At 66.5% G+C, this 24,656-nt stretch carries 21 protein-coding genes and 1 pseudogene; 13 read left to right on the forward strand and 9 right to left on the reverse strand.

What is annotated here, in order from left to right; translation table 11 throughout:
* The 5 genes and pseudogenes from A0W70_RS17130 to cutA form a co-directional block, all read right to left on the reverse strand.
* A pseudogene (locus A0W70_RS17130) lies at window positions 1-169 on the reverse strand (acetyl-CoA carboxylase biotin carboxyl carrier protein); the annotation flags it as partial.
* 54 nt (window positions 170-223) lie between these two features.
* Window positions 224-664, reverse strand: a complete 441-nt coding sequence (aroQ, locus tag A0W70_RS04160; RefSeq protein WP_067560770.1) for a type II 3-dehydroquinate dehydratase — start codon at window positions 662-664, stop codon at window positions 224-226.
* Between the two features lie 131 nt (window positions 665-795).
* Window positions 796-1,377 (reverse strand): TlpA family protein disulfide reductase, encoded by a 582-nt coding sequence (locus A0W70_RS04165; protein WP_067560773.1) that lies wholly within the window; start codon window positions 1,375-1,377, stop codon window positions 796-798.
* Window positions 1,374-3,209 (reverse strand): protein-disulfide reductase DsbD, encoded by a 1,836-nt coding sequence (gene dsbD, locus A0W70_RS04170; RefSeq protein ID WP_067560776.1) that lies wholly within the window; start codon window positions 3,207-3,209, stop codon window positions 1,374-1,376. Before dsbD ends, A0W70_RS04165 begins: the two co-directional genes overlap by 4 nt.
* On the reverse strand, window positions 3,176-3,532 hold the full coding sequence (gene cutA / locus A0W70_RS04175; protein ID WP_067560779.1) for a divalent-cation tolerance protein CutA: 357 nt from the start codon (window positions 3,530-3,532) through the stop codon (window positions 3,176-3,178). Before cutA ends, dsbD begins: the two co-directional genes overlap by 34 nt.
* A gap of 294 nt (window positions 3,533-3,826) precedes the next feature.
* Here cutA and A0W70_RS04180 point away from each other — a divergent pair, with 294 nt between their 5' ends.
* The 4 genes from A0W70_RS04180 (at window position 3,827) to A0W70_RS04195 (ending at window position 7,825) form a co-directional block, all read left to right on the forward strand.
* Window positions 3,827-4,273, forward strand: coding sequence for an FxsA family protein (locus A0W70_RS04180; RefSeq protein ID WP_217495384.1), 447 nt, complete (start codon window positions 3,827-3,829; stop codon window positions 4,271-4,273).
* Window positions 4,274-4,409: 136 nt separating this feature from the next.
* Window positions 4,410-4,700 carry a co-chaperone GroES gene (gene groES / locus A0W70_RS04185; RefSeq protein WP_067560784.1) on the forward strand — a complete coding sequence of 97 codons (291 nt, stop codon included), beginning with the start codon at window positions 4,410-4,412 and terminating at the stop codon, window positions 4,698-4,700.
* Between the two features lie 61 nt (window positions 4,701-4,761).
* On the forward strand, window positions 4,762-6,420 hold the full coding sequence (groL, locus tag A0W70_RS04190; protein WP_067560786.1) for a chaperonin GroEL: 1,659 nt from the start codon (window positions 4,762-4,764) through the stop codon (window positions 6,418-6,420).
* Window positions 6,421-6,565: 145 nt separating this feature from the next.
* Window positions 6,566-7,825 (forward strand): MgtC/SapB family protein, encoded by a 1,260-nt coding sequence (locus A0W70_RS04195; protein ID WP_070988362.1) that lies wholly within the window; start codon window positions 6,566-6,568, stop codon window positions 7,823-7,825.
* 41 nt (window positions 7,826-7,866) lie between these two features.
* On the opposite strand, the gene A0W70_RS04200 is transcribed toward A0W70_RS04195, so the two are convergent.
* Genes A0W70_RS04200 through otsB form a run of 3 tightly spaced genes read right to left on the reverse strand, consistent with a single transcriptional unit; the run spans window position 7,867 to window position 11,836 of the window.
* On the reverse strand, window positions 7,867-9,279 hold the full coding sequence (locus tag A0W70_RS04200; protein ID WP_067560792.1) for an alpha,alpha-trehalose-phosphate synthase (UDP-forming): 1,413 nt from the start codon (window positions 9,277-9,279) through the stop codon (window positions 7,867-7,869).
* Window positions 9,276-11,075: a glycoside hydrolase family 15 protein gene (locus tag A0W70_RS04205; RefSeq protein ID WP_083330771.1), complete on the reverse strand. Its 1,800-nt coding sequence runs from the start codon at window positions 11,073-11,075 to the stop codon at window positions 9,276-9,278. Before A0W70_RS04205 ends, A0W70_RS04200 begins: the two co-directional genes overlap by 4 nt.
* The gene (gene otsB / locus A0W70_RS04210; RefSeq protein WP_067560794.1) at window positions 11,072-11,836 is read right to left on the reverse strand and encodes a trehalose-phosphatase; all 765 of its coding nucleotides are present in this window, start codon (window positions 11,834-11,836) and stop codon (window positions 11,072-11,074) included. Before otsB ends, A0W70_RS04205 begins: the two co-directional genes overlap by 4 nt.
* Window positions 11,837-12,010: 174 nt before the next feature.
* Here otsB and nadA point away from each other — a divergent pair, with 174 nt between their 5' ends.
* From nadA to A0W70_RS04240, 6 genes are all read left to right on the forward strand, one after another.
* On the forward strand, window positions 12,011-13,093 hold the full coding sequence (gene nadA / locus A0W70_RS04215; RefSeq protein ID WP_083330772.1) for a quinolinate synthase NadA: 1,083 nt from the start codon (window positions 12,011-12,013) through the stop codon (window positions 13,091-13,093).
* A 444-nt stretch (window positions 13,094-13,537) separates the two neighbouring features.
* On the forward strand, window positions 13,538-13,987 hold the full coding sequence (locus A0W70_RS04220; protein WP_067561555.1) for a Fur family transcriptional regulator: 450 nt from the start codon (window positions 13,538-13,540) through the stop codon (window positions 13,985-13,987).
* A 212-nt stretch (window positions 13,988-14,199) separates the two neighbouring features.
* Window positions 14,200-17,142, forward strand: a complete 2,943-nt coding sequence (gene glnE / locus A0W70_RS04225; protein WP_083330773.1) for a bifunctional [glutamate--ammonia ligase]-adenylyl-L-tyrosine phosphorylase/[glutamate--ammonia-ligase] adenylyltransferase — start codon at window positions 14,200-14,202, stop codon at window positions 17,140-17,142.
* A gap of 25 nt (window positions 17,143-17,167) precedes the next feature.
* Entirely contained in the window at window positions 17,168-18,091 is a 924-nt protein-coding gene (locus A0W70_RS04230) for a branched-chain amino acid transaminase (protein WP_067560798.1), read from the forward strand.
* A 222-nt stretch (window positions 18,092-18,313) separates the two neighbouring features.
* Window positions 18,314-18,535, forward strand: coding sequence for a zinc-finger domain-containing protein (locus tag A0W70_RS04235; protein WP_067560800.1), 222 nt, complete (start codon window positions 18,314-18,316; stop codon window positions 18,533-18,535).
* 63 nt (window positions 18,536-18,598) lie between these two features.
* Window positions 18,599-19,549 carry a sulfotransferase gene (locus tag A0W70_RS04240; protein WP_139150717.1) on the forward strand — a complete coding sequence of 317 codons (951 nt, stop codon included), beginning with the start codon at window positions 18,599-18,601 and terminating at the stop codon, window positions 19,547-19,549.
* A 41-nt stretch (window positions 19,550-19,590) separates the two neighbouring features.
* Here A0W70_RS04240 and A0W70_RS04245 read toward each other — a convergent pair whose 3' ends face one another.
* On the reverse strand, window positions 19,591-20,724 hold the full coding sequence (locus A0W70_RS04245) for a glycosyltransferase (protein WP_175443065.1): 1,134 nt from the start codon (window positions 20,722-20,724) through the stop codon (window positions 19,591-19,593).
* Between the two features lie 211 nt (window positions 20,725-20,935).
* On the opposite strand from A0W70_RS04245, the gene A0W70_RS04250 reads away from it, so the two are divergent.
* The 3 genes from A0W70_RS04250 to A0W70_RS04260 all read left to right on the forward strand — a co-directional run bounded on the left by A0W70_RS04250 (window position 20,936) and on the right by A0W70_RS04260 (window position 24,636).
* Window positions 20,936-21,982, forward strand: a complete 1,047-nt coding sequence (locus tag A0W70_RS04250) for a sulfotransferase family protein (RefSeq protein WP_067560806.1) — start codon at window positions 20,936-20,938, stop codon at window positions 21,980-21,982.
* A 61-nt stretch (window positions 21,983-22,043) separates the two neighbouring features.
* Window positions 22,044-23,417, forward strand: a complete 1,374-nt coding sequence (locus A0W70_RS04255) for an O-antigen ligase family protein (RefSeq protein ID WP_067560808.1) — start codon at window positions 22,044-22,046, stop codon at window positions 23,415-23,417.
* A 58-nt stretch (window positions 23,418-23,475) separates the two neighbouring features.
* On the forward strand, window positions 23,476-24,636 hold the full coding sequence (locus tag A0W70_RS04260; protein ID WP_067560810.1) for a glycosyltransferase: 1,161 nt from the start codon (window positions 23,476-23,478) through the stop codon (window positions 24,634-24,636).
* The last annotated feature ends 20 nt before the right edge of the window (window positions 24,637-24,656 follow it).

Raw genomic sequence — 24,656 nt, forward strand, 5'->3', positions numbered from 1 at the left:
CTGGCGCCTGCGCCTGCGCCGGCGGCGCGGCCGGTGCCGGCGCCGGCGCGGGTGCATGGCTGCCGTGCCTGGAGATGCGTACCGACTCCTCGCCCTCCTGGATCTCGAGCTCCGCAATGCCGGATTCCTCGAGCAGTTCGATCAGTTTTTTGACTTTTCGGATGTCCATCGCGTTATCCGGGTCCGTGGTGTCTGGTGTGGGGGCCGGGTCGTGCCGGCCGTGTCAGTTCTCGAATCGGTCCAGAATCGCCTCCAGGGCGAGTTCATAACCGCGCGCGCCGAGTCCGGTAATGACTCCGGTCGCGACGTCGGAGAAATACGAGTGATGGCGAAACGGTTCGCGTGCGTGCACGTTCGACAGGTGGACCTCGATGAACGGGATCGCGGTCGCGAGCAGTGCGTCCCGCAGCGCCACGCTGGTATGGGTGAGCCCCGCCGGGTTGCAGATCGCCCAGGCGACTCCTTCCTCGCGGGCCGCATGCAGTCGGTCGATGAGCGCGTGCTCGGCGTTGGACTGAAAGCTTTCGAGGCTACGCCCCGCCGTTCGCGCGCGCTCGCCGAGTCGCTGGTCGATCGCGGCGAGGCTGGTGTGGCCATACTGATCGGGTTCCCGGCTGCCGAGCAGGTTCAGGTTGGGACCATGCAGTACGAGTATGTCGGCCATGCCGCGATGTGCCCTTCGCAACTTGGGGCGCAAGTTTGACCGATGTGTTGCCGGGTGTCCAGATCGTGTGTTTTCTCTGCGCGTTTTACGAAGATGGTCGACGATTGGCCGATACTTCCGGCATGCGTGATCTACAGCCAGGGGGCGACAAGTGCCTGCGCCTCATCGCGCGTCAACGCGCCCTGGTGGGTGGCCCGAATGGTCCCCGAGCGATCGATCACCACGCTGTAGGGGAGCGTGCCGCGGCCGTTGCCGTACTCGGCGGCGATGTCGAAGGCCTCGCGCCCGCCGACCAGCAGCGGATAGCCGACCTCATGTTTCTGCGCGAATGCGCGCACGGGTTCCGCGCCTTCGAGCGCCACGCCGACCACGCTGAACCCCTGGTCGCCGAGTGCCTGGTGGAGCCGGTCCAGGGCGGGGATCTCTTCCAGGCAGGGCGGGCACCATGTCGCCCAGAAGTTCAGCAGGACGACCCGGTCGCCGAAATCGCCGATTGAGCGGGGCTCGCCACTCCGGTCCGGCAGACGGAAATCCGGGCGCCGCGCGCCCACGACATCGGGCGCTTCGTCCTGCCCGCCGCCAGTGGCGGCCGGTTCGGCCGTCGCCTCCGCGCTCGCGGTTTCCGGGGCGGGCAGCCAGTGGCGGACCGCAGCGCCCGCGCCGAGACCCAGGGCACCGGCTACGACGACGATGATCCACAGGCGGCTGTTCAAGACGGCGACTCCGTGCGGCCGAATGCCTGGCGGGTGTGCTCGGCGAACTCCGCTGCCCCCTTGTAACCGACGACCCGGTAGCCGCGCCGCTCGACGCCGTCGGTGCCGAAGAACAGCACGGCCGGCGGGCCGTAGAGGTCGAAGCGTTGCAGCAGCGCCTTGTCGCCCGCGTCGTTCGGCGTCACGTCGGCGCGCAGCAGGACGGCGCCTTCGAGCGCGGCCTGCACGCGCGGATCGGGGAAGGTAAACGCCTCGAGTTCCTTGCAGGACACGCACCAGTCGGCGTAGACGTCGAGCATGACGGGGCGGCCGGCACGCTGCGCCGCGGCGAGCTTCTGACGCAGATCCGCGGCATCCTCGACGGGTTCGAAATCCACGGTCTGTTGCGTTGCCGCGCCGCCGCCGATCACGCCGCGCAGGGGCTGGAGCAGGCTCTGGCCGCCCGCGGTCGCCCCGACCAGCAGGATCGAGCCGTAGAGCACGGCGATCAGGCCGATCCCCTTCCACAGACGCGCCCAACCCGTCGAGGCGCTCGCCAGCGCCCCAAGCTGGACGCCGACGACGATCAGCAGTACCGCCCAAAGGACCATCGAGACCGGCACCGGCACGACCCGCTGCAACAGCCAGATCGCGACACCCAGCAGGAGTACGCCGAAGGCGGCCCGGACACGGTTCATCCACGGGCCGGCACGCGGCAGCAGGTGGCCGGCGAATCCGGCCGCGGCGATCAATGGCAGGCCCATGCCGATGCCGAGCGCGAACAGGGCGAAGCCGCCGGTCAACGGGTCACCGGTGTCCGCGATGTAGATGAGCGCGCCGATCAGCGGTGGCGTCACGCAGGGGCTGACGACAATCGCGGAGACCACGCCGAGCGCCGCCGCGCCGCCGAAGGATCCGCCCAGCCGGCGCGTGCGGTTCTCCACGGCGCCGCGCAGGCGGTCCGGCAACTGCAGGTCGAACAGACCAAACATCGCCAGCGCGAGCAGCACGAACAGCCCGGCGAATACGCCCAGGACCCACGCCTGCTGGAACCATGCCTGGATCGAGGCGCCGGTGAGGCCGACGACGACGCCGACGGCCGCGTACGTCAGGGCCATCGTGACCACGAACACGGTCGCGAGCCCCGCGCCGCGGTGCGCGCGCCCGCCGTGCGGATCGCCGGCGATCACGCCGGCGAGGATCGGCACCATCGGCAGCACACAGGGGGTCAGTGTCAGCAGCAGGCCGAAGCCGATGAAAACGAGTACGGTCAGCCACAGGCCACGGTCGGCGAGTGCCGCGGCGATCTCGCCCTGCTCCGAACGGTTGCCCCCATCGGCGGATGCAGACACGGATGCCGGTTCGATCGAGCCGAGATCGATGCTCTTCTCGATGGGTGGATAGCAGACGCCGACCGGGTCGTTGCAGCCCTGGTAAGTGACCTCCAGGCGCGCGCCCGGATCGGGCTCGCCATTCAGCGGCAGGCGGACCGAGCCCTCGTCGTGAAACACCTCGACCTCGCCGAAGAACGGATCCTGTTTCGTATCCGAGGGCGAAAACCGCGGTTTGCCGAGGCTGGCGTTACCCCCATCGACCAGGCGGAATTCGCTGCGGTCGCGGTAGAGGTAATAGTCCTCGGCGATGGTCCAGTGCAGCACGATCGTGGCGTCCGCCTGGCGCTCCGCGCCCAGCACGAACGCCTCGTCCGCCGGCAGCAGTTGGGGCTGGCTGGCGTTGCCGACGCTGTCGCCGAGTGTTTCGGCCCCCGCCGGGGCGAACGCGAGGCCGATGAGCAGCGCGATGGCCGGGAGCAGTCGATTCAGGCAGATGGTGTGGTACTCCCCTCGATCCACTGGAGGAATGCGGGCAGGCCCCGCGTCAGTGGGACCGCGACGATCTCCGGCAGTTCATACGGATGCTCGGCCTGCAGGTGGCGTTCGAGCGCGGGGTACGCGGCCGTCGAGGTCTTCATCAGCAGCATGACCTCGGTCTCGGCCTGTACCCCCGTCTGGCCGGGATCGTCGGCGCCGGCTTCCCAGCGGAAGACCGACGTCACCGCGGGCAGGATATTGACGCACGCGGCAAGCCCGGCGCCGACGACGCTGTCGGCCAGGCGGCGGGCGGCCTCCGGGCTGTCGACGGTGGAGAAAACGATCAGTTGTCCGCTGTCGCTCATCGGTCATTATCCGCACGTAATGGGCGCGCGATTCTAACAGGCGCGGGGCACCGGGCTGTACTTACCGTGCGTTAATTGCATGCGCACTGCCGCCGGCGAACGATCGCGAGCAAGCTCGCTCCTACAGGAAAGTTCCCGCCGAGGTGGCAGGATTCATGCAGGAGCGAGCTTGCTCGCGATCCGCTGCTGGTGGCACGTCGGCGTGAATCAGTCTACGGCGAAATACACCCGCCGGGTTGAAACGGGGGGTGCCCGCCTCCAGATGGGCTGCATCGCATAACGATGGAGGGCGCCGTGCCGGCACTCCTGTTGATCTTTATTGTCGTCCCGCTGGTCGAGATCTACGTGCTGATCGAGATCGGGACCATCATCGGCGCCCTGCCGACCGTGCTCGCCTGTGTGGGGACCGCCATCCTCGGCGGCGGCCTGCTCCGCTACCAGGGCTTCCAGACCCTGCGCCGGGCCCAGCGCAACATGGATCGGGGCCAGATTCCCGCTATGGAGATGTTCGAGGGCGTCGCGCTGGCGATGGGCGGCGCGCTGCTGCTCACCCCCGGTTTCGTCACCGACATGGCCGGCTTCCTCTGCCTGATCCCCTGGACCCGCCGGGCGCTGATCGCCGCCGCGCTGCGCCGTATGCAGGTGCGCTACACGAGCTCGGGACCGGGTGGGCCGGATGACCCTGGAGGGACGGGCGGCACCCGCGGCACGATCGAAGGCGAATTCCGCCGTCGCGACTGAACCGTTTTCGAGCCGTGAGCGGAGGCTCTTGAAATCCGCTGATTTGCGCCTATCATTGGCACTCACTTCCAGAGAGTGCTAACAATTACTGTAGGCACTTGATTCAACAGCCGTTATCAGAAAGGAGAAGGCGTCCATGAATATCCGTCCGTTGCACGATCGCGTCGTCATCAAGCGCCTGGAAGAGGAGCGCACGACCGCGGGCGGCATCGTGATCCCCGACACGGCGGCCGAAAAGCCGCAGCGGGGCGAGGTCGTTGCCGTCGGCAAGGGCAAGCCCACTGACGACGGCGGTGTCCGCACCCCCGAAGTCCAGACCGGGGACAAGGTGCTGTTCGGCAAATATGCCGGTACCGAGATCAAGATCGACGACGAGGACTACCTCGTCATGCGCGAAGACGACGTCGTCGCCGTGCTCGAAGGCTGAGCCCGGCAACACCGATTCAACGCGACTCAGGAACAGAAAACTCCAGTAGAGGGTACGGAAAATGGCAGCGAAAGAAGTACGCTTCAGCAACGACGCGCGCCAGCGCATGCAGCGCGGTGTCGATACCCTGGCGAACGCCGTCAAGGTCACGCTCGGCCCGCGCGGTCGCAACGTGGTCATCGACAAGTCCTTCGGTGCACCCAACAGCACCAAGGACGGCGTGACCGTCGCCAAGGAAATCGAACTCGAGGACAAGTTCGAGAACATGGGCGCGCAGATGGTGAAGGAGGTCTCCTCGCAGACGTCCGACGAGGCCGGTGACGGCACCACCACCGCGACCGTGCTGGCCCAGTCCATGGTCCGCGAGGGCATGAAGTCGGTCACGGCCGGCATGAACCCGATGGACCTCAAGCGCGGCATGGACAGCGCGACGAAGGCGGCGGTCAAGCACCTCGCGAGTCTCTCCAAGCCCTGCAACGACTCGAAGTCGATCGCGCAGGTCGGTGCGATCTCCGCCAATGCCGACCAGGAAGTCGGTGAACTCATCGCCGATGCGATGGAGAAGGTCGGTCAGGAAGGCGTGATCACGGTCGAAGAGGGCTCCGGCCTCGAGAACGAACTCGACGTAGTCGAGGGGATGGAGTTCGATCGCGGCTACCAGAGCCCGTACTTCGTCACCAACAACGAGAGCATGCAGGCCGAGCTCGAGAATCCCTACATCCTGATCCACGACAAGAAGATCTCGAACATCCGTGATCTCCTGCCGATCCTCGAGGCGACCTCGAAGGAGAGCCGGCCGCTGCTGATCGTGTCCGAGGAAGTCGAGGGCGAGGCCCTGGCGACCCTGGTCGTGAACAACATCCGCGGCATCGTGAAGGTCTGTGCCGTGAAGGCGCCTGGCTTCGGTGACCGCCGCAAGGCCATGCTGCAGGACCTTGCCGTGCTGACCGGCGGCCAGGTGATCTCGGAAGAGGTCGGCATGAAGCTCGAGAACGCGACCATCGAGCATCTGGGTACCGCCAGCAAGGCGACCATCGACAAGGACAGCACCACGCTTGTCGGCGGCGGCGGCCAGAAGGCCGACATCGACGGCCGCGTGAAGCAGATCAAGCAGCAGATCGAGGACTCCACGTCGGACTATGACAAGGAGAAGCTGCAGGAGCGGCTGGCGAAGCTGGCCGGCGGCGTTGCCGTCATCAAGGTCGGTGCCGCGACCGAGACCGAGATGAAGGAGCGCAAGGACCGGGTCGACGACGCGCTGCACGCCACCCGTGCCGCGGTCGAGGAAGGCGTGGTCCCCGGTGGCGGCGTGGCGCTGGTGCGCTGCATCGCCGGTATCGACGGCGTCAAGGGCGACAACCATGACCAGGATATGGGCATCGGTATCGTCCGCCGCGCGCTCGAAGAGCCGCTGCGCCAGATCGTCTACAACTCCGGCGGTGAGCCCTCGGTGGTCCTGAACCAGGTCCGCAACGAGAAGGGCAACTATGGCTACAACGCCGCGACCGGCGAGTTCGGCGACATGATCGAACTCGGCATCATCGACCCGACCAAGGTTTCGCGTACTGCGCTGCAGAACGCATCCTCGATCGCGGGCGTGATGATCACGACCGAGGCGATGATCGCCGATGCGCCGCAGGAAGACGACCACCAGCACGGTGGTGGCGGTGCCGACATGGGCGGCATGGGCGGCATGGGAGGCATGGGCGGCATGATGTAAGCCGTCCGGCTCCTACAGCCGACCGAAGAACGAAAGCCCCGCCCCTGGCGGGGCTTTCTTCGTTTGGGGGATGGCGGCCGTATTGAACCGGCCGGTATGCCCGGTCATTGTGCAGTCGGGGGATGTCCCGATTCGTGGAGCGGCGATGGATACCGTAATGCAGTTCGAGCGCCTCGGCGTCGCACTGGCCCTGGGCCTTCTGATCGGGCTGGAACGCGGCTGGAAGCGGCGGAGCGAGGCGGAGGGCGCGCGCGTCGCCGGCCTGCGAACCTTCGGCCTGATGGGGCTCCTTGGCGGTATCCTGGCGTTGCTGGCGCACGAACTTGGTGCGCTCGTGCTCGCGGTCGGTTTCGCGGCGCTGGCGGCCGTGCTGGTGCTGGTCTACCTGCAGAGCGTGCGCGCGCGGGATGAAGCGGATCGAGGGATCACCAGCCTCGTCGCCGGGCTGTTGACGTTGACCCTGGGCGGTCTGGCCGGGGTGGGTTACACCGGGGTCGCGGCGGCGGGGGCGGTCGTCACCGCGCTCCTGCTGAATCTCAAGCCGACCCTCCATGGCTGGCTCGAGCGCCTGTCCCGGGATGAGCTGCTGGCGGTCCTCAAGCTGGGGCTGATCTCGGTGGTGGTGCTGCCGGTCCTGCCGGACCGGGGATATGGGCCGTGGGAGGTATTGAATCCATGGGCGATCTGGTGGCTGGTCGTGCTGATCGCCGGGATATCGTTCGTGGGCTACTTCGCGATGAAGATGCTCGGGCCGGGACGCGGAATCCCGCTGACCGGTCTGTTCGGTGGCCTGACCTCATCGACCGCCACCACGCTGAGCTTCGCGCGCATGGGTCGGCGGCAGCCGACGCTGGGGCCGATTCTGGCCAGCGGTATCGCCATCGCCGCGGCCACGATGTTCCCGCGTATCCTGCTCGAGGTGGCCGTGGTGAACCCCGCGCTGTTGGCTGCCCTCGCGCCGGTGCTTGCCGTCGTGACCCTGCTGATGCTGCTCGGGGCGGCGCTGTTGTGGTGGCGCAGCCCCGGTCCGGTGGAGAGCGGGGAGGTCAGTCTGAAGAATCCCTTCGAGATCGCGCCGGCGCTGCAGTTCGCGGCCCTGTTGGCGGGGGTCATGGTGCTGGCCGAGGCGGCCCGTCAGTGGTTCGGTGACACCGGCGTGTTCGTGCTCGCGGCGGTGTCGGGGCTGACCGATGTGGATGCGATCACCCTTTCCATGGCGCGCATGGCAAGAGACGGCCTCGCGCCGGATTCGGCGGTGGGGGCAATCCTGATCGCGGCCGCCGTGAACACGGCGGTGAAGGTCGTCCTTGCCGCCCTGCTCGGGCGGGCCGGGATGGCCCTGCGCCTGACTGTGGTATTCGCCCCGGCGCTCGCCGGCGGCGGGCTGGTCTGGTATCTGACCTGATCCGGACCCTCAGGCGTTCGGACCCGGCCGTGCTGACGGGCTCAAGGATGCGCCGGCGGGCGGGACGGATTCGCGCGCGCCGCCGCGGCGGTCTCGAGGTCCGCGAGGTAATTGCGACGCCAGGCGGTCAGGCTGTTGGCGCTGAGCACGTCGATCATGTGCCGCCAGCGTTCGAGGCGCTCCGCCTGCGACATCGACAGGGCCTGCTCCAGGCCCGCCGCCATGCCCTCGCGGTCGTAGGGATTGACGATCACCGCGGCCTCGAGCTCGGCGGCGGCGCCCGCCAGTTCGGACAGCACCAGCACGCCGGGATCGGCGGGATCCTGGGCCGCCACGAATTCCTTCGCGACCAGGTTCATGCCATCGCGCAGTGGTGTGACGAATCCCACGCGCGCGATCCGGAAAAAGCCCAGCAGCGAGCCGCGCGCGAAGGTCTTGTTCATGTAGCGCGTCGGGACCCAGTCGAAATCGGCGAAGCGGCCATTGATATGGCCTGCGCGTGATTCCAGCGTCTCCCGCAGGGCCTCGTACTCACCGATGTTCTCGCGTGACGGACTCGCGATCTGCATGAAGACCGTCCGGCCCCGCCGCCGGCGCTGTTCCTCCAGCAGCCGTTCGTAGGCGTCGAAACGCTGCGGCAGCCCTTTCGAATAATCGAGCCGCTCGGCACCGATGATCAGATCGCGGGGCCCAAGGCTCTCCACCAGCCGGTTCACGCGCCGGCTGCCGGTGGAGTCCGCCGCCAGCGCCCCGAGTTCCTCGACGTCCACGCCCACCGGGCGTGCGGTCGTGCGGATGACCTGGCCGTCGAGGCGGACCCCGCCCTCGACCCATTCCGCGCCCAGCCCATACACCAGCGAGGTCTCCAGCGCGCGCCGGTCCTCGGCGGTCTGCAGGCCGACCAGGTCATAGGTCGCCAAAGCGCGCAGCCAGTCGCGCCAGCCCGGCATCGCCTTGAGCAGTCCGTAGCTCGGGAAGGGGATGTGAAGGAAAAAGCCGATCGGGCGCTCGACGCCGCGCGCGCGCAGTGCCCGCGCGAGCGGCACGAGGTGGTAATCGTTCACCCAGATGAGCTCGTCTCCCTCGAGCAGCGGCGTGAGCTGGTCGGCGAAGCGCTCGTTGACCGCCTCGTAGCTGCGCCGGTAGTCGCCGTGGTACTCCATGCGGCCGAGCATGAAATGGCATAGGGGCCACAGCACCGTGTTCGAGTAGCCGGCGTAGTAGTGGTCGTATTCGTAGGGGGTCAGGGGCGTGGTGGCATAGGTGATGCCGTCCACTTCGGTTTTCTCCGCGGCCGCCGGCAGCGTCTCCTCCACGCGCCCGTCCCAGCCGAACCACAGACCGCCGTACTCGGCTAGGGCCCCGGACAGCGCGACAGCCAGCCCGCCCGCCTGCGGCTTCTGCCGTGATTTCGGCACGGTCACCCGGTTGGAGACGACGACCAGACGGGTCAAAACGCATCCTCCCAGCGGCGGCTCAGCGCGAGCGCCGAATTGATCAGCCCCACCATCGAATAGGTCTGCGGGAAGTTGCCCCAGAGTTCGCCGGTCGTCGGGTCCATGTCCTCGGAGAGGAGACCCAGTCGCGTGGTGGAGGCCAGCATGTTCTCGAACAGCCGCCGCGCTTCCGCCCCCCGCCCGATGGCGGCGAGCGCGTCGATGTACCAGAAGGTGCAGATATTGAAGGCGTTCTCCGGCGTCCCGAAGTCATCGTCGCCGATATACCGGAACATATGGTCGCCGCGGCGCAGCTCGCCCTCGATCGCCTCGACGGTCGCTACGAAGCGCGGATCGTCGGCGGCGACGAAATCGAGTTCGTGCAGCAGTAGCAGGCTCGCGTCCAGACGCTCGCCGCCGAAGCTCTCGACAAAGGCACCACGGCGCTCGCTCCAACCCTGCTCCGAGATGACCGCGTGCATGTCCCCGGCACGCCGTCGCCATGCATCATGCGCGTCGGGCAGTTCCAGCCGATCGGCGATGCGGGCAAGCCGGTCGCAGGCGGCCCAGCACATCACCGCGGAGTACGTGTGCACCTTCTCGTGGCCGCGGTATTCCCAGAGGCCCGCGTCGGGCTGGTCGAACAGGCGTGCGGCGTGCTCGCCCAGCGGCTCCAGCCGCCGGAACAGCGCGACATCCCCCGGCCGCGTGAGGCGTTCGTCGAAGAACGCCTGGGTCACGGCCAGCACGACGGCGCCGTAGCTGTCGTGCTGGATCTGGCGGTAGGCATCGTTGCCGATCCGCACCGGTTTCATGCCGCGGTAGCCACCGAGGTGATCGGCCTCGCTCTCGGTCAGCGTGGTCTCGCCGCCGATGCCGTACAGCGGTTGCAGCAGCGCGTCGTCGCTGCCGGCCACCAGATTGATGATGTAGCGCAGATACCGTTCCAGCGTGCCGGTGGCGCCCAGCCGGTTGAGCGCATGGACCACGAAATACGCATCCCGCAGCCAGCAGTAGCGGTAGTCCCAGTTGCGGCCGCTGTCGGCGACCTCCGGGATCGAGGTGGTCATGGCGGCGACCACCGCGCCGGTATCGTCGAAGGTCGACAGCTTGAGCGTGATCGCGGCCCGGATCACGGCGGACTGCCAGTCAAACGGGACCGCCAGAGAGCGCACCCACTCATGCCAGTACGTGCGGGTCTCGTCGAAAAAGCGGCGCCCCATCTCGGCCACCGACTCGGTGACGCTCTCGTCCGGCCCCAGGATCAGGGTCACGTCGCGTTCGAGGACCTGCGCCTGTTCCTGAAGAATGGAGGTCACCGGGGCGTCGGTCGTCAGGCGCAGGACCTGGTCGTCGAACACGAAACGTACATGATTGCTGCCCTGGGTCACGGTGTGAGTGTCGGCGCCGTAGCCGGCGGTCGGGCGCAGGCGGATCCGGGCGACGGGCGTGCCGCTCATGACCTCCACGTGTCGTACCAGCATGACCGGCCGGAAGCGGCGGCCGTACTGGGCGAAGCGCGGCGCGAAATCGGTAATGCGCAGGGCGCCGCCATGGCGGTCGTGCAGTTCCGTGCACAGGATGGGCGTGTTGCGCAGGTAGTACTGGCGGGATGAGGTCTGGTCCTGCAGTTCGATCGCGAAACGGCCGCGGTCGTTGCCGTCATCGATCAGGTGCGAGAACACGGGCTCGCCATCCAGGCGCGGGAAGCAGCCCCACACGATCGTGCCCTGGGTATCGACCAGCGCCGATATCTGGCAGTTGCCGATCAGGCCGAGTTCAAGGTCGGGCATCGCGTCCGCCCCGCGGGTCATGATTGATCCGGCGCCATGGCCTGCAGCTGTTCCGGCAGGCGGTCCAGCCACTCGAGCGTCGCCGCAACCGAGGGCAGCGTGGCCGTGGCGGCGGTGTCCGGGTGGTGTTCGCCGACCCGGATCGAGAAGCCGCCGAGGGCGTTCACGGCCGCGAATGCGTCCTCGTCCGTCCGGTCGTCACCAAGGAATACGGGGACGCGGCCCTGAAACGGCGCCTCGGTCATGAATTCGCGCACCACCCGCCCCTTGTCGCGGCCGACCGGCTTGAGCTCAAATACCTGTTTGCCCGCCTGAATATGGAAACCGTCGCCGAGCAGCCGGCGCTGGCGTTCGAGGAAGGCCGCGACCTCCTGCTCGCGTTCCGGTGCGCCGCGCCAGTGGAGGGCGAGCGCTCCGCCCTTGTCCTCGGCATACAGCCCCGGCCGCGCGGCGACAAAGCCGGCGATCGCCTCGCGTACCGCGTCCAGTCGTTCGCGGTCGCGCTCGTCGCTGTGGATGCGTCCCCGGGCGTCGCGCCGTTCAAGGCCGTGCAGGCCGGCGAGCGGCAGCCGCAGCGGGTGCAGCAGACGCTCGAGATCGGAGAGCGCGCGGCCGCTCACGATCGCGACCGCATCGTCGAGCGCCCCCTGCAGGTGGCGCAGGCGCTGAGTCATCCCCGGCGGGAGTATCACGTGGTCCGGATGATCCTCGAGTTCGACCAGCGTGCCGTCGAAATCGAGGAACAGCGCCCAGTCCGGTGCGGGCATTGGCAGGGCATTCATAGGGGCAACCATAGCGGTCGGCGCGGCGGGCGCCAAGCCGGTCCGGCGAGGACCGCTATCACACGCGTATGCGGGGGCTTGCATCCCCGCTGGCATGGCCGCACATTGAAGCTGATGAGCAAGTCGATATCCGGCGGGCAGGGCCCCGCGCGGGCGCCGTGGGGGAAAATCGCAATGAACGGTATGCTGGACGATCCGGTCGTACGTGCCCGGACCGTGCCGCTGACTGCGGAAGTGGAGCGTGCGCACCCGAATCGCTCCGATGATGAACGCACGGCGCTGGTCGAGCGGATCAAAGCGCTGCTTGAGCGCGAAAATGCGGTCCTGGTGGCCCATTACTACACCGATCCGGAGATCCAGGCGCTGGCCGATGAGACCGGCGGGACGGTGTCCGACTCGCTCGAGATGGCGCGGTTCGGCAATGCCCACCCGGCGCAGACGCTGGTGGTGGCCGGCGTGCGCTTTATGGGCGAGACCGCGAAGATCCTCAATCCGGAAAAACGCGTGCTCATGCCGACGCTGGAGGCCACCTGTTCGCTCGACCTCGGTTGCCCCGCCGATGAATTCGCCGCGTTCTGCGACCAGTACCCGGACCGCACGGTGGTGGTCTACGCCAATACCAGCGCGGCGGTGAAGGCGCGGGCCGATTGGGTCGTCACCTCCAGTATCGCCCTCGATGTGGTCGAGTATCTGGATGATCGCGGCGAGAAAATCCTCTGGGCGCCGGATCGCCATCTGGGCCGGTATATCGAGCGCGAGACCGGTGCGGACATGGTCATGTGGCAGGGGTCCTGCATCGTCCACGACGAGTTCCGGGCGCGCGAACTGCACAAGCTCAAGGCCGCGTACCCTGATGCGGGCGTGCTGGTCCATCCGGAATCACCCGCCGACGTCATCGAGATGGCGGATGTGGTGGGTTCGACCACGCAGCTGATCCGCGGGGCCAAAGAACTGCCCAATGACACGTTCATCGTCGCCACCGACCGCGGCATCTTCCACAAGATGCAGCAGGCCGCGCCCGGCAAGCGCTTCATCGACGCCCCGACCGGCGGTGCAGGCGCGACCTGCCGCTCCTGCGCGCATTGCCCGTGGATGGCGATGAACGGCCTCGGCAACCTGGCCAATACCCTGGAGTACGGCCTCAACGAGGTCACCGTCCCCGAGGACGTCCGGGTCGAGGCCCTGCGCTCGGTCCAGCGCATGGTCGACTTCGCCAGCGAGAGCCGGGTGCAGGTGCACGGAACGGGGAACGCCTGAAGGCTCATGACCCCTATCGCCAGCCGATCGTTCCATGGCTGGGTGGGTGATTCGGGCGGTTCCGGCGCTGTCGTTTTTTCTCGCAGAGGCGCGGAGTTCGCCAAGGTCGCGAAGCAAACCAATTCACGTATTGCGGCGGCCTACGCTCCCCCAAAGCCCCTGTAGGAGCGAGCTTGCTCGCGATCGTGCCCGCTAAGACGGATCGGCACCGCCAACGGCTCCATACGCCGTAGGCGCGTCTTCGACCGGAGCCACCGCACCGGTCGAATGCGCGTAGCCCGCCAGAAGCGCCTGATCCCGCCGAACCTCCAAATGCGTGCGTTCGCCTTCGGCGAAAACGCGCCTACAAACCTGCCGCCTGCCGCCAATGCATCCGGTTCATGGCGCGCATGCGAATTCTGCCGTGTGAGCCCAATGGCACTGCCGTGCTATAATTTCTTCGCAATGATCGAGCCAATCCACAATTTTCCGCTGAACCGCGACCAGGTCAGCGCCTTGCTTGAGCGCCACGGGATCCTTCCGACCCAGCAGCGCATCGACATCGCGCACCTGCTGTTCCAGCGCGCCCAGCATCTGGCCGCGGAGCAGGTTCTGGCGAAGGTGAATGCCGATTACGGGCATGTATCCAAGGCGACGGTCTACAACACGCTCGGTCTGTTCGTGCGGCGCGGCCTCGTGCGCGAGGTGCTGATCGAGCCCGGCCGGACGTTCTACGACTCGAACACCCGCGATCATCATCACCTGTATAACGTCGACAGCGGTCAGTTGACCGATATCCCCGCCAGCAGCGTTCAGATCGATGGCGATCCCGGACTGCCGAGCGGCACCGAGATCGAGGGGATGGACCTCGTCATCCGTGTCCGCAACCGTGACGACGGCCGCGACCGCCGCTGAGGCCGACCCCGGCCGTTTACCATACTGATCCTCAGGCCCCTGACACAGCTTGCGTCCTGACGGGGACGCATGTACGACATCCAGGCCCTGATCGAGCCCCTCATCGTGTCCCTGTGCGTACGGATGCCGCCTCGCTTCGTGAATGACCGGCACCATGGCAACGGGACGCGATCCTGTCCGTGCTTCCCGCCGGCTGCGATAATCGCGCCACCATGAGCCCTGACCCCGACCGCTTGTCGTCCAACCCGCTGCTGCGGCCGCCGCCCGCGCCGGTCGCCAACGCCGGTGAGCGCGCTTTCGACGCGGTCGCCGCGGCGGCTTCGGTGCGCGACGCCGGGGTGCCGACCGACGAGCCGTGGTGCGACACCGCGCGTGCGGTGTTCGGGGCCAGCGAGTTCGTGGCCCGGGTCGCCGAGCGGCAGCCGGCGGCGTTCGCGGAACTGGCCGCTGCGGGTATGCCTGCACCGGGCGACGCCGATGCGCTGGCCCGGCGACTGGAAGAGACGGTCGCGGCTACGCTCATCGACGCGGAAGACGAGCCTGGCCTGATGCGTGCGCTGCGCCGGTTTCGCGCCCTCGAAAGCGCGCGTATCGCCTGGCGCGACCTCACCGGCCAGGCCACGATCGACGCGACCCTGGCGGCCCAGTCGGCACTCGCCGATGCCTGTATCCGGGTCACGCTGGCCCGCCTGGAGGTCTGGGCGCAGGCCCGTCATGGGGTGCCGCGCGATGCGGCCGGACAGCCGCAGTCGCTGGTCGTGCTGGGGATGGGCAAGCTCGGCGGCGGCGAGCTGAACTTCTCCTCCGATATCGACCTGATTCTGCTTTACGGCGAACCGGGGACCACCGACGGCGATCGGCCGCTCGAGCACGATGCGTACTTCATGCGGCTCGGCCAACGGCTGATCCGGATCCTCGACGAGCGCACGGCCGACGGCTACGTGTTCCGCGTCGACATGCGGCTGCGGCCGTTCGGCACCAGTGGCCCGCTGGTCATGCATACCGCGCAGCTCGAGCAGTATCTGCTGACGCAGGCGCGCGAGTGGGAGCGCTTCGCCCTGGTCAAGGCACGCCCGATCAGCGGCGACCAGGTCTCCGTGCAGGCGGTCGAAGAACTCCTGCGGCCGTTCGTCTTCCGCCGGTACCTCGATTTCGGTGCCTTCGAGTCTCTGCGTGATCTCAAGGCGCGACTTGAGCGGGAAATGGCCCGCAAGGGCCTTCACGGCAACGTCAAGTACGGCCGCGGCGGGATCCGCGAGATCGAGTTCGTCGCCCAGGCCTTCCAGTTGATCCGTGGCGGGCGCGAGCCGCGCCTGCGCCAGCGCTCGCTGCTCGGTATCCTGGGCGCGCTCGATCAGCTCGGGGAATTGCCGAGCGAAGTGATCGCGGATCTCGCCGCCGCGTACCGCTTCCTGCGCCGCGTCGAGAACCGGCTGCAGGCGCGTGCGGATGAACGCGTCCATGCGCTGCCGCGCGATCCTGACGGCCGCGCCTGGCTGGCCTGGGTGCTGGGGCTGGAGGATGAGGCCGATCTGAAGCGCGAACTCGACCATCACACGGGGCGGGTACAGGCCTGCTTCAACGAGGTTTTCAACCTGCCAGGGCCGGAGGGTGAGGGCGCTGATGACGGAGTCGACGCTGGGCTGGGCCCCGTCTGGGAAGCGGAACTCGCCGAAGACGAGGCCGAAGCGGTGCTGGCACAGGCCGGTTTCAGCGAGCCGGCGGACGTGCGCCGCCGGCTGACGACGCTGCAGCAGTCCAGTCGTTTCCGCACGCTGAGCGCGACGGCGCGGGCCCGGCTGGACACACTGATGCCGCTGCTGCTGGCCGACGTCGCCGCCGTGGCCGCAAACGGCCGCACGCTCGGACGCCTGCTGGCGCTGATCGAGGCCGTCGCCCGGCGCAGCGTGTATCTCTCCCTGCTGGCCGAGAACGCCGCCGCCCGGCGGCGCCTGGTCGAGCTGTGCGCGGCGAGCGCCTGGATTGCGGACTTCGTGACCCGTCACCCGATCCTGCTGGATGAGCTGATCGATCCGGATTCGCTCTACGAGCCGCTCGATCGCGCTGCGGTCGCGGCGGAGATCGAGGAGGCGCTGGTCGGCGTCGACAGCGACGACCTGGAGGCGCAGATGGACGCGCTGCGCCGCGTCCGGCAGACCAACGTGCTGCGGGTCGCCGCCGTCGATATCACGGGACGGCTGCCGCTGATGCGGGTTTCCGATTATCTGACCTGGATCGCCGAGGCGGTGCTGGAAGCCGTTCATCGCCTGGTCTACAACCAGACCGTTGCCCGCTATGGCCGGCCGCGTTCCCGGCTCGACGGCGTGGAGCGCGAACCGGCGTTCGGTATCGTCGCCTACGGCAAACTGGGTGGTATCGAACTCGGATACGGTTCCGATCTGGACCTCGTATTCCTGTACGACGCCGAGGGCGAGGATCTGGGCACGGACGGCGAGCGCGAACTGGACAACGCCACCTTCTTCGCGCGTCTCGCCCAGCGCATCATCCATTTCCTCAATACGCCGACGCCGGCGGGTGTGCTCTACGAGATCGACACGCGCCTGCGCCCGAACGGCTCGGCCGGCATGCTGGTGAGCACGCTGGATGCATTCACCCGCTATCAGCACGAGAACGCCTGGACCTGGGAACACCAGGCGCTCGTGCGGGCGCGGATGGTCGTCGGTGACGAAACCCTGGCGACGCGTTTCGAGACCGTGCGTGCCGAGGTGCTGCAGCGCCCGCGCGATCCGGATACGCTGCGCGATGAGGTGGTCTCGATGCGGGAGCGGATGCGTCGGGAACTCGCCCGCGGCGGCCGCGACCGGTTCGATCTCAAGCAGGACCGCGGCGGTGTTGCGGATATTGAATTTATGGTCCAATACGGCGTGCTGGCCGGGGCCTGCGCGACACCCGCGCTGGCCGAATATACCGATAATATCCGTCTGATCGAGGCGCTGGCCGCGCATGACCACCTCGATGCCGACGAGGCGCGTCTGCTGGCCGACGCATACCGGGGCTTCCGTACCCGTATCCATCGCCTTGCCCTGCTCGACGAGCCGGCCGTGGTAGAGCCGGACGACGAGCTTGCCGCTTATGTCGATACGATCGCCGCGCTCTGGGAGCGCCGGATGGGCGGCGCGGTCAACGAACAGTAACCCACTGATTCCGGGAGAGGGGCGCATGTCCTTCGATGATCATGACGGCACCATCTGGTTCGATGGTGAATTCGTCCCATGGCGCGAGGCCCGCGTCCATGTACTGACCCACACCCTGCATTACGGCATGGGCGTCTTCGAGGGCGTACGGGCGTACAAAACCGAACAGGGCGCCCAGATCTTTCGGCTGGACGCGCATACCCGGCGGTTGTTCGATTCGGCGAAGATCATGGGCATGACCATCCCCTGGGACGCCGAGACCCTGAACGAAGCCCAGAAGGCCGTGGTCCGCGACAACGGGCTCGAATCCGCCTACATCCGCCCGATGTGCTTCCTCGGCTCCGAGGGCATGGGTCTGCGCGCCGACAATCTGAAGGTCCACTGCATCGTCGCGGCATGGCACTGGGGCGCGTACCTCGGTGACGAGAGTATCGAGCGCGGCATTCGCGTGCGCACCTCGTCCTACTCGCGCCATCATGTGAACGTGTCCATGTGCCGCGCCAAGGCCAACGGGCACTACATCAACTCCATGCTCGCGCTGGGCGAAGCGACCGCGGACGGATACGACGAGGCGCTGCTGCTCGATGTCGACGGCTATGCCGCCGAGGGCAGCGGCGAGAACCTGTTCGTCGTGCGCGACGGCACGCTGTACACGCCCGAACTGACCTCCGCGCTCAATGGCATTACGCGTGACACCATCCTGCACTTTGCGCAGGAGATCGACGTGCCCGTGGTCGAGAAACGAATAACGCGGGACGAGGTCTATATCGCCGACGAGGCGTTTTTCACGGGCACGGCGGCCGAGGTGACCCCGATCCGCGAGATCGACCGGCGCACGATCGGATCGGGGCGGCGCGGGCCGGTGACCGAGCGCCTGCAGCAGATGTATTTCGATCAGGTCGAGGGCCGCCGCAGCCAGTATCCGGACTGGCTGACGCCGGTCCGTTAGGAGCCTGTCCGGCCACGGGCAACGCTGCGCGGGCGACCCCGTGGTATTCTGGGCTGATTACCGTGCGCCATGGAGCGCAGACGGCCGTAGGTCGGGCTTTAGCCCGACAGATCAGCGGCTTGCCAGCGTCGGGTGACACCCGAGCTACAGGAATGCGGTTGAACGCGCGGGACAACAACGATCAGATGTGCCTTGGCGCGCCAGCAGAAGGAGTCATCCGCGATGCCGAATCCAGAGACAGCGAAGCAGCAGGGCCTGCGCATGCCCAACGACGAGAACCGCTACGAGGTGACCGCCGCTGATCTGCCGATCCAGTGTCCGCTGCCCGGGAGCAGCCTGTGGAACTCGCATCCGCGCATTTACATCGCGCTCGATGAAGAGGGTTTCGGCAAGTGCCTCTACTGCGGCGCCGAATACGTACGCACGGATATGGACAGTGACTGACACGATGGCCCCGTCACCGGTTCAACGGTGGCCCCGTACGCCAACCGGCATGCCGAAAACACCTTGAATACCACCGCTCCAACCCCCGCCCGTATCCCCGCAAGCGCGATCAAACGTCGGATGCTCGTCCTGGCCGGACCGCACTCTGGCGGCAGCCTGGTGCGCCGCCTGCTCGGCGGCTACCCGGGCGTGTACGACTTCGGCGAGAGCGGCGTATTCTCCGAACTGTCCGGGCAGCCGCGTCGCTATCGACCCTGGACCATGGTCGGCCTGTCGATCGGGCGCGAGCGTCGGCGGCTCGGGGAACTGCTCGACCGCGCTTACGCCGAATGCGCGGCCGACGCACCGACCCTGCCGCCGCGCGAGGCCCGTCTCCGAACCGCCTTTGCCGGCACCGTCGCGACTTTTGATCGTGTGGCCCTGGCCTCCGGTTGCCGCAGCTGGGTCGAACACACGCCCGGCCTCGCCCTTCAGGCACGCCCGCTCGAACGCCTCATTCCGCGATTGCGCATCGTCCATGTCATTCGCGATGGCCGCGACGTGGTCGCCTCCCACTGTGCCCAGACGGCCAGGCAACGCGGCCGCTACAGCCGCGCCAACGATGCGCGCAGCGCCATCGAGTGCTGGAATCGCGCGCTGGCCGTGCATGCACGCTGTTTCGGGCGCAGCGGGCACAGCTTCGTCTTCTACGAAGACCTGATCCATTACCCGCATCGCGAACTCACGCGCCTCGCGCACGAATGCGGTCTCAATGTCGAGAGCGGTGCCACGGAAGCGGCCGTCGAGAAAGTCGATGTCGCGCCGCCGCGCGCCGCCCGCTCCCGTTTCCGCGAACTGTTCGATGTCGCCGGACGTCGCCGCATCGAGGCCCGCCTCGACCTGGAGCGCTATGGCGCGCTGGCCGAACGCCTCCATGCACTGCGGGTGGACCGTTACGCGTTCCCGGCCGTCGAGCCCGCCGTTTCCGATATGTCCACCCGGGGCCCCGCGACGGGTAACGACGTCCTGCGTTGACCGGCAGCGGCATGAAGGCCTGCGCCCGTTATATTTGCTTGTCAGATGCTCCGGTTACGAACTTGTCTGGCCCCGGCCCGCGCGGGCTTCATGTTTCGTTCGTTCGTTCGTTCGTTCGTTCGATCCAGACCCATGGCCATGATGTAGCTTGCCGCGCTACGCGCGACGGAGTAGCGCTCATGCGCAGAGTGTCGCAGTGTGTCGGGGTCCACGGGGTCATCCCAGGCCTCTGTCATCGAACGCGCGAGTTCAGCGGCATCGCCAACGGGGGCCAGTGGTCCCAGACGCCCATCCTTAAGGATCTCGGATGGTCCGCTCGGGCAGTTCGTGGAAACGACGGGAGTGCCGACGGCCATCGCTTCTATCAAGACGTTGCCGAGCCCCTCCCATGCCGACGACATCACCAACATGCGGCTTCGGGAAAGATAAGCGTACACATTGTCCGCGAACCCGGGCATGTCGATATCGGCTGCTACGCCGTGCTCCCGTGCCAGCGCTTCAAGCGTGCCGCGCAAGCGGCCCTCTCCGAGGATGACGAGGCGGGCGGCGTGCTGCTGCCGGAACAGGGCGAAGGCGCGGATCAGGGTCGGGAAATCCTTCGGTTCCGCCAGCCGCCCGATACTGAGTACGACCGGCGGACCGTCGTCCTGGAACCAAGTGTGGTCGACCGGTTCGCGGGCTAGTTCCTCGATCCCGGGCGTGATTACCGGGTTCGGGATGATGTGAATCGCCTCGACGGGCCACCGCATCAGCGCGGCGTGATCCTCCGCCACGCCGTGGGAGACGGCTATCATGCCGTCATTGCGCGCAAAATACTTGCGAATGCGTGCCAGGCGCTTGCGTTGTTCCCGCGGGGGGTATGACGATACCGAGCGGGATTCGTGGGTGTCCCCGGTCGCGTAGATGCGCGTCAACACACGCGCTAGGGCGCGGGCCCGGTGCGCCAGTACGGTGACCCGGATTCGCTGGCTGAGCAGGGCCTTCGGACGGCTCCGTCGCAGGTACAGTGCAAGGGAAGGTGCCGCGAACACGGCATGCGTAGTGCCGAGTCTTACCACGCGAATGCTCGGGTTCAGGGGCAACTGGTGCTCGCCCTTGTGCTTGCCGAGCACGAGATCCACCGTGTAACCGGCCTCGGCGAGCGCGTTCATCAGGTTAATCCGCATCTTGCCCATGCCGCCACTACCAATTTCGGACATCAGGACGGCGAGATCGGGTTTCCGCTCAGGCGACGCCATTTAGGTTCCAAGAACAGGCGGACAAGATAGGTTGCTGGAAAGGTAGCACTTTCCGAGTTCGTCTCCCAACCAAGTGTCGGTGCCCTGCTGGCTGGCCATGGCTCAAACGGGGCGGTATCCTTCGCTCTTTTGACAGAAGCTGTAGCGAATGTCGTTCTCGCGGATTGTAATCCATATCGGGCTGCACAAGACCGCGACCCGGTTTCTTCAGCGGGCGGTCTTTCGGCAACTGGATGACGAGCAGTTCCTGGTCAACCCTGAACCCCTGTTCCATGATCTTCGCCAGGCCGTGCGGCATCCCCGGGATCCAGACTGGGCGGCGGCCGCCAAGCGTGCCGCTGAGAAAGTCCGCCAAGAGGCCGGCGGGCGGACGCTCGTGTTATCCGACCCTTCGATTTCGGGGGATATGTACAGCAGTCACGTGGACTATCAAGCGAATCTCGACCTTGTCAGTCATCTGTTCCCCGATGCGCGGATCCTGTATTTCGTGCGGCGTCAGTCGGACTGGCTGCAGTCGGCGTATCGACAGTCTCTGGTCAAGGGCAAGGGAATCCCGATCGAGCGCTTCCTGAATTTCTATGACGGCGATTTCAGGGCGCGGGTCGGCCGACGCGTCTACGGCGCACGCACGATCGAAGCAATGACTCTTCGTTTCCTGGAGATATACCGCGCTTATGCCGAGTGCTTCGGCGCTGAGAGTGTTTATCTGTTTCGCCAGGAGGATCTGCGCCGATCTCCCGATGCCGTGTATGCACGCTTGGCCGAGGCCCTCGGAATCGACGTGCTGCCGCCTGCTCCGGCACGTGTCAGTGGCAACCGAGCGTTCTCTGCACTCGCCATTCATTTATTCTTCCGGGGTGTCCGCAGTGCGCCCGCGGCCCCGCCGGCGTCCGCCGCCGATACGCCGGCTGATGGCTCCCTGCCCCGGCTGCTTTCGCTTGGGCGACAGCTCCGCACGAACCTTATTCGTCATGGTTTCGACCGGATCGTATACCGCGACTGGGACTTGCTCGAAAGTCACGGCATGCGCGATCGAATCGAAAGCCACTATGAACGGGAATGGGCGAGGCTGACTGCCGTGGCCGATGAACTACTGCAGAACGGTCCGGGGGATCACGTATTGGCGCACGCCGCAGAGCGGGAATCGGCGACCGGGAACGAGGTGAGTTCGGATCGCCGGATGGGCGGTCGATGAGCATCGCTGACATCAACACTTGTGTTGGGGTATCAACATCCGGGGGGCAGGAGCCGTGAGTATGATGGCAATGCGCCTGGCGCGGGTGACGAGGACTCGTTTCGCGGCACCTGCGGCTCTGGCGGCCTTGGCCCTGCTTCTGTTGTTCGGCTTGCGCAGCCCGCCCGCGTTCTATCTTAGCCTCGTGATCGGCCTCGCCGCGTTCCTGGCCGAGGGCCGCGAGCGCATTGCGCGCTTTTTGTCCTTCCCCGCCGTATGGTTTGCACTGATTTTGTGGGCGGCCGTCCTGCTTCGTGGTTGGTTCGATCCGGCGGTTGTAGCAGGGTCGGGCGATGGCGAGGCGCTTGACTCCGTGTGGCATCACGCACGCTATTCGCTGCTGATACCGCTCCTCTTCGGTTGGCTGCTGTGTGAACAGTGGCGATGGCGCGGTCCGTTCGTGTTGATATTGATCGCCGGGGCGTTCATCTACTTTAAGGCGGAGTGGGGTATGATCGCCCAGCGCGCTGCCGGGACAATCGGCCCGGTACAAGAGCTTGGTGCTACCGCAAGCGTCATGTTTTTCATCGCGATCGGGGTCATCGCGTGGTGTAGGGAACACTGGGCGGATGGGGGCGCGCGTAAGCGCTGGTCCGTTCTCGTAATCGGCGGTGCGCTAATGGGGAGCAGTGCGGTCTGCCTGGTTCTGTCGGCCTCGCGTTCCGCGTGGTTGGTGACGCTGGCGGGGCTCGGGGTGCTTGCCGTCATTCTGTGGCGATGGCAGCGCACGGAAGGAACGGCCCGCCGGACTTCCAGCCCGAGCGTTTTGGCCGCCGGGTTGCTTTTCCTGATCGTGATCGTGATTCTTTTCCGGGATGCGGTCATGGATCGACTCCTTGCTGATGCCGACGTGGTCGCAGCTCTTGTCGATGGGCGGTTCGATTCTGAAATCGGCGGGTCGTGGGCGATTCGCCTACGCATGATCCTTCAGGGAGGGGCCGACATTGCTGCGCACCCGCTGCTCGGTATCGGTCCCGCCTCAGTGCGCGATGCCCTCCAGCAGATCTGGGGCCAAGAGGGTTGGGGATACGGTAATTACCATAATACGTACATCAATCTCGCCGTGGCGATGGGCCTCCCCTGGGCGATACTGTGGATACTCGCGCACAGCTGGGTCGTGTGGCGCGGTCTGGGATGGGTGATTGTTGTCGATCGCGAGTTGGCATTGGCACTCGGAATCGCCGGCGCGCTGCTGAGCCACTTCGGTGACCTTCTCTTCGAGGTGCGCTTTTGGAATTCCACCGGTGCAGCGCTCTACGTCATCGTTATGACGTTCACATGCGCGACCTATTTCCGGAGTGCGCGGTCCCGGGCTTCGGCGTTGCGCGATGCGGCGGAGGTCACGTCCACTGTAGACGGCGATACCGGTCGACTACGCATGGGGAGTGACGAATGACGGGATGGCTGCGTTGCGCTCCCATGTTTGAACTGCCGTCCGTGCAAGGATCGGGCAAATGAATCGTCGTCGTGTCGATATTGCCGTGTTCGGCACGTTCGAGGCCGCCGGTGGCGTTGCGCGCCTGTTGATGAACTATATCCGTTGCTGGGAGCAATGGGGCTACCGCGTCGACGTCGTTGGCTTCCGCGACTCGACCATGTTTTACGCTGATGAAGCGCCGGCCGATACTTGTTTTCTCGATCTTGGTACGAATAGCAAGTGGTCGACATTGCTTCGACTCTGGCGGTACGAGCGCAGATGTCGACCGCGTATTGTCATTGGCACGGGGCACCTGTCCAATCTGGTCGTTGCGTATCTGAAACGACTCCCGGGTGTCCGGGCGCGATGTGTCCTGACTGTGCACAGTTCCCCGACGGTGAGCGTGCGCCCGGAACGGGCACACCGCCGAAACGAACGTCTTCGGGAAATCCGCCGGATATATCGGCATGCCGATGACGTGGTCGCCGTTTCGCGGGGGCTCGCAGCGGAATTGCGCGACGTCGTGGGACTGCGGGGAGTTCCGATCCATGCGATTTACAACGGCGTCCTGATGCAGGACCTGCCCGAACGGGCTCGAAAACCGGTCGACCACCGGTGGTTCCACAATCGGGGATGCCCGGTCATTCTCAGTGCCGGCCACCTCGCGCTCGTCAAGGACTACGCCACGCTGGTCGAGGCGTTCGCTCGATTGCGGCGACGGATTGACTGTCGGCTGATTATTATCGGGGAAGGGGCACAGCGCCACGCGCTGCAGGCGCGGATCCGGCAGCTTGGGATAGAGAACGAGGTGGACCTGGCCGGCTACGCGGAAAATCCGTACGCGTGGATGGCCCGTGCCGATCTGTTCGTGCTCTCATCCCGCTCCGAGGGAATGAGCAACGTGGTAGCGGAAGCGCTCGGTCTCGGCCTTCGGATCGTGTCCACCGATTGTCGGAGTGGACCGAGGGAGATCCTCGCAGACGGTGCCTGGGGCCGACTCGTGCCTGTCGGTGATGTCGCTGCGCTCGCGGACGCGATGGAAATGGCGCTGACCGACGGCCACTCGCCACAGATTCCGGAAAATGCTATTCGACCATTTCGGGCGGACTATGCGGCGCGTCGGTATCTGGCGCTTTCCGGGCTGATCGATCACGCAACTGCCGAGGAGCCTGGTTGTCCGCAGGCGACGGACCGGTGAAATCCTCACTGTGGAAACAC

The sequence above is a fragment of the Halofilum ochraceum genome (assembly GCF_001614315.2).
In the GTDB taxonomy this organism is placed as follows: domain Bacteria; phylum Pseudomonadota; class Gammaproteobacteria; order XJ16; family Halofilaceae; genus Halofilum; species Halofilum ochraceum.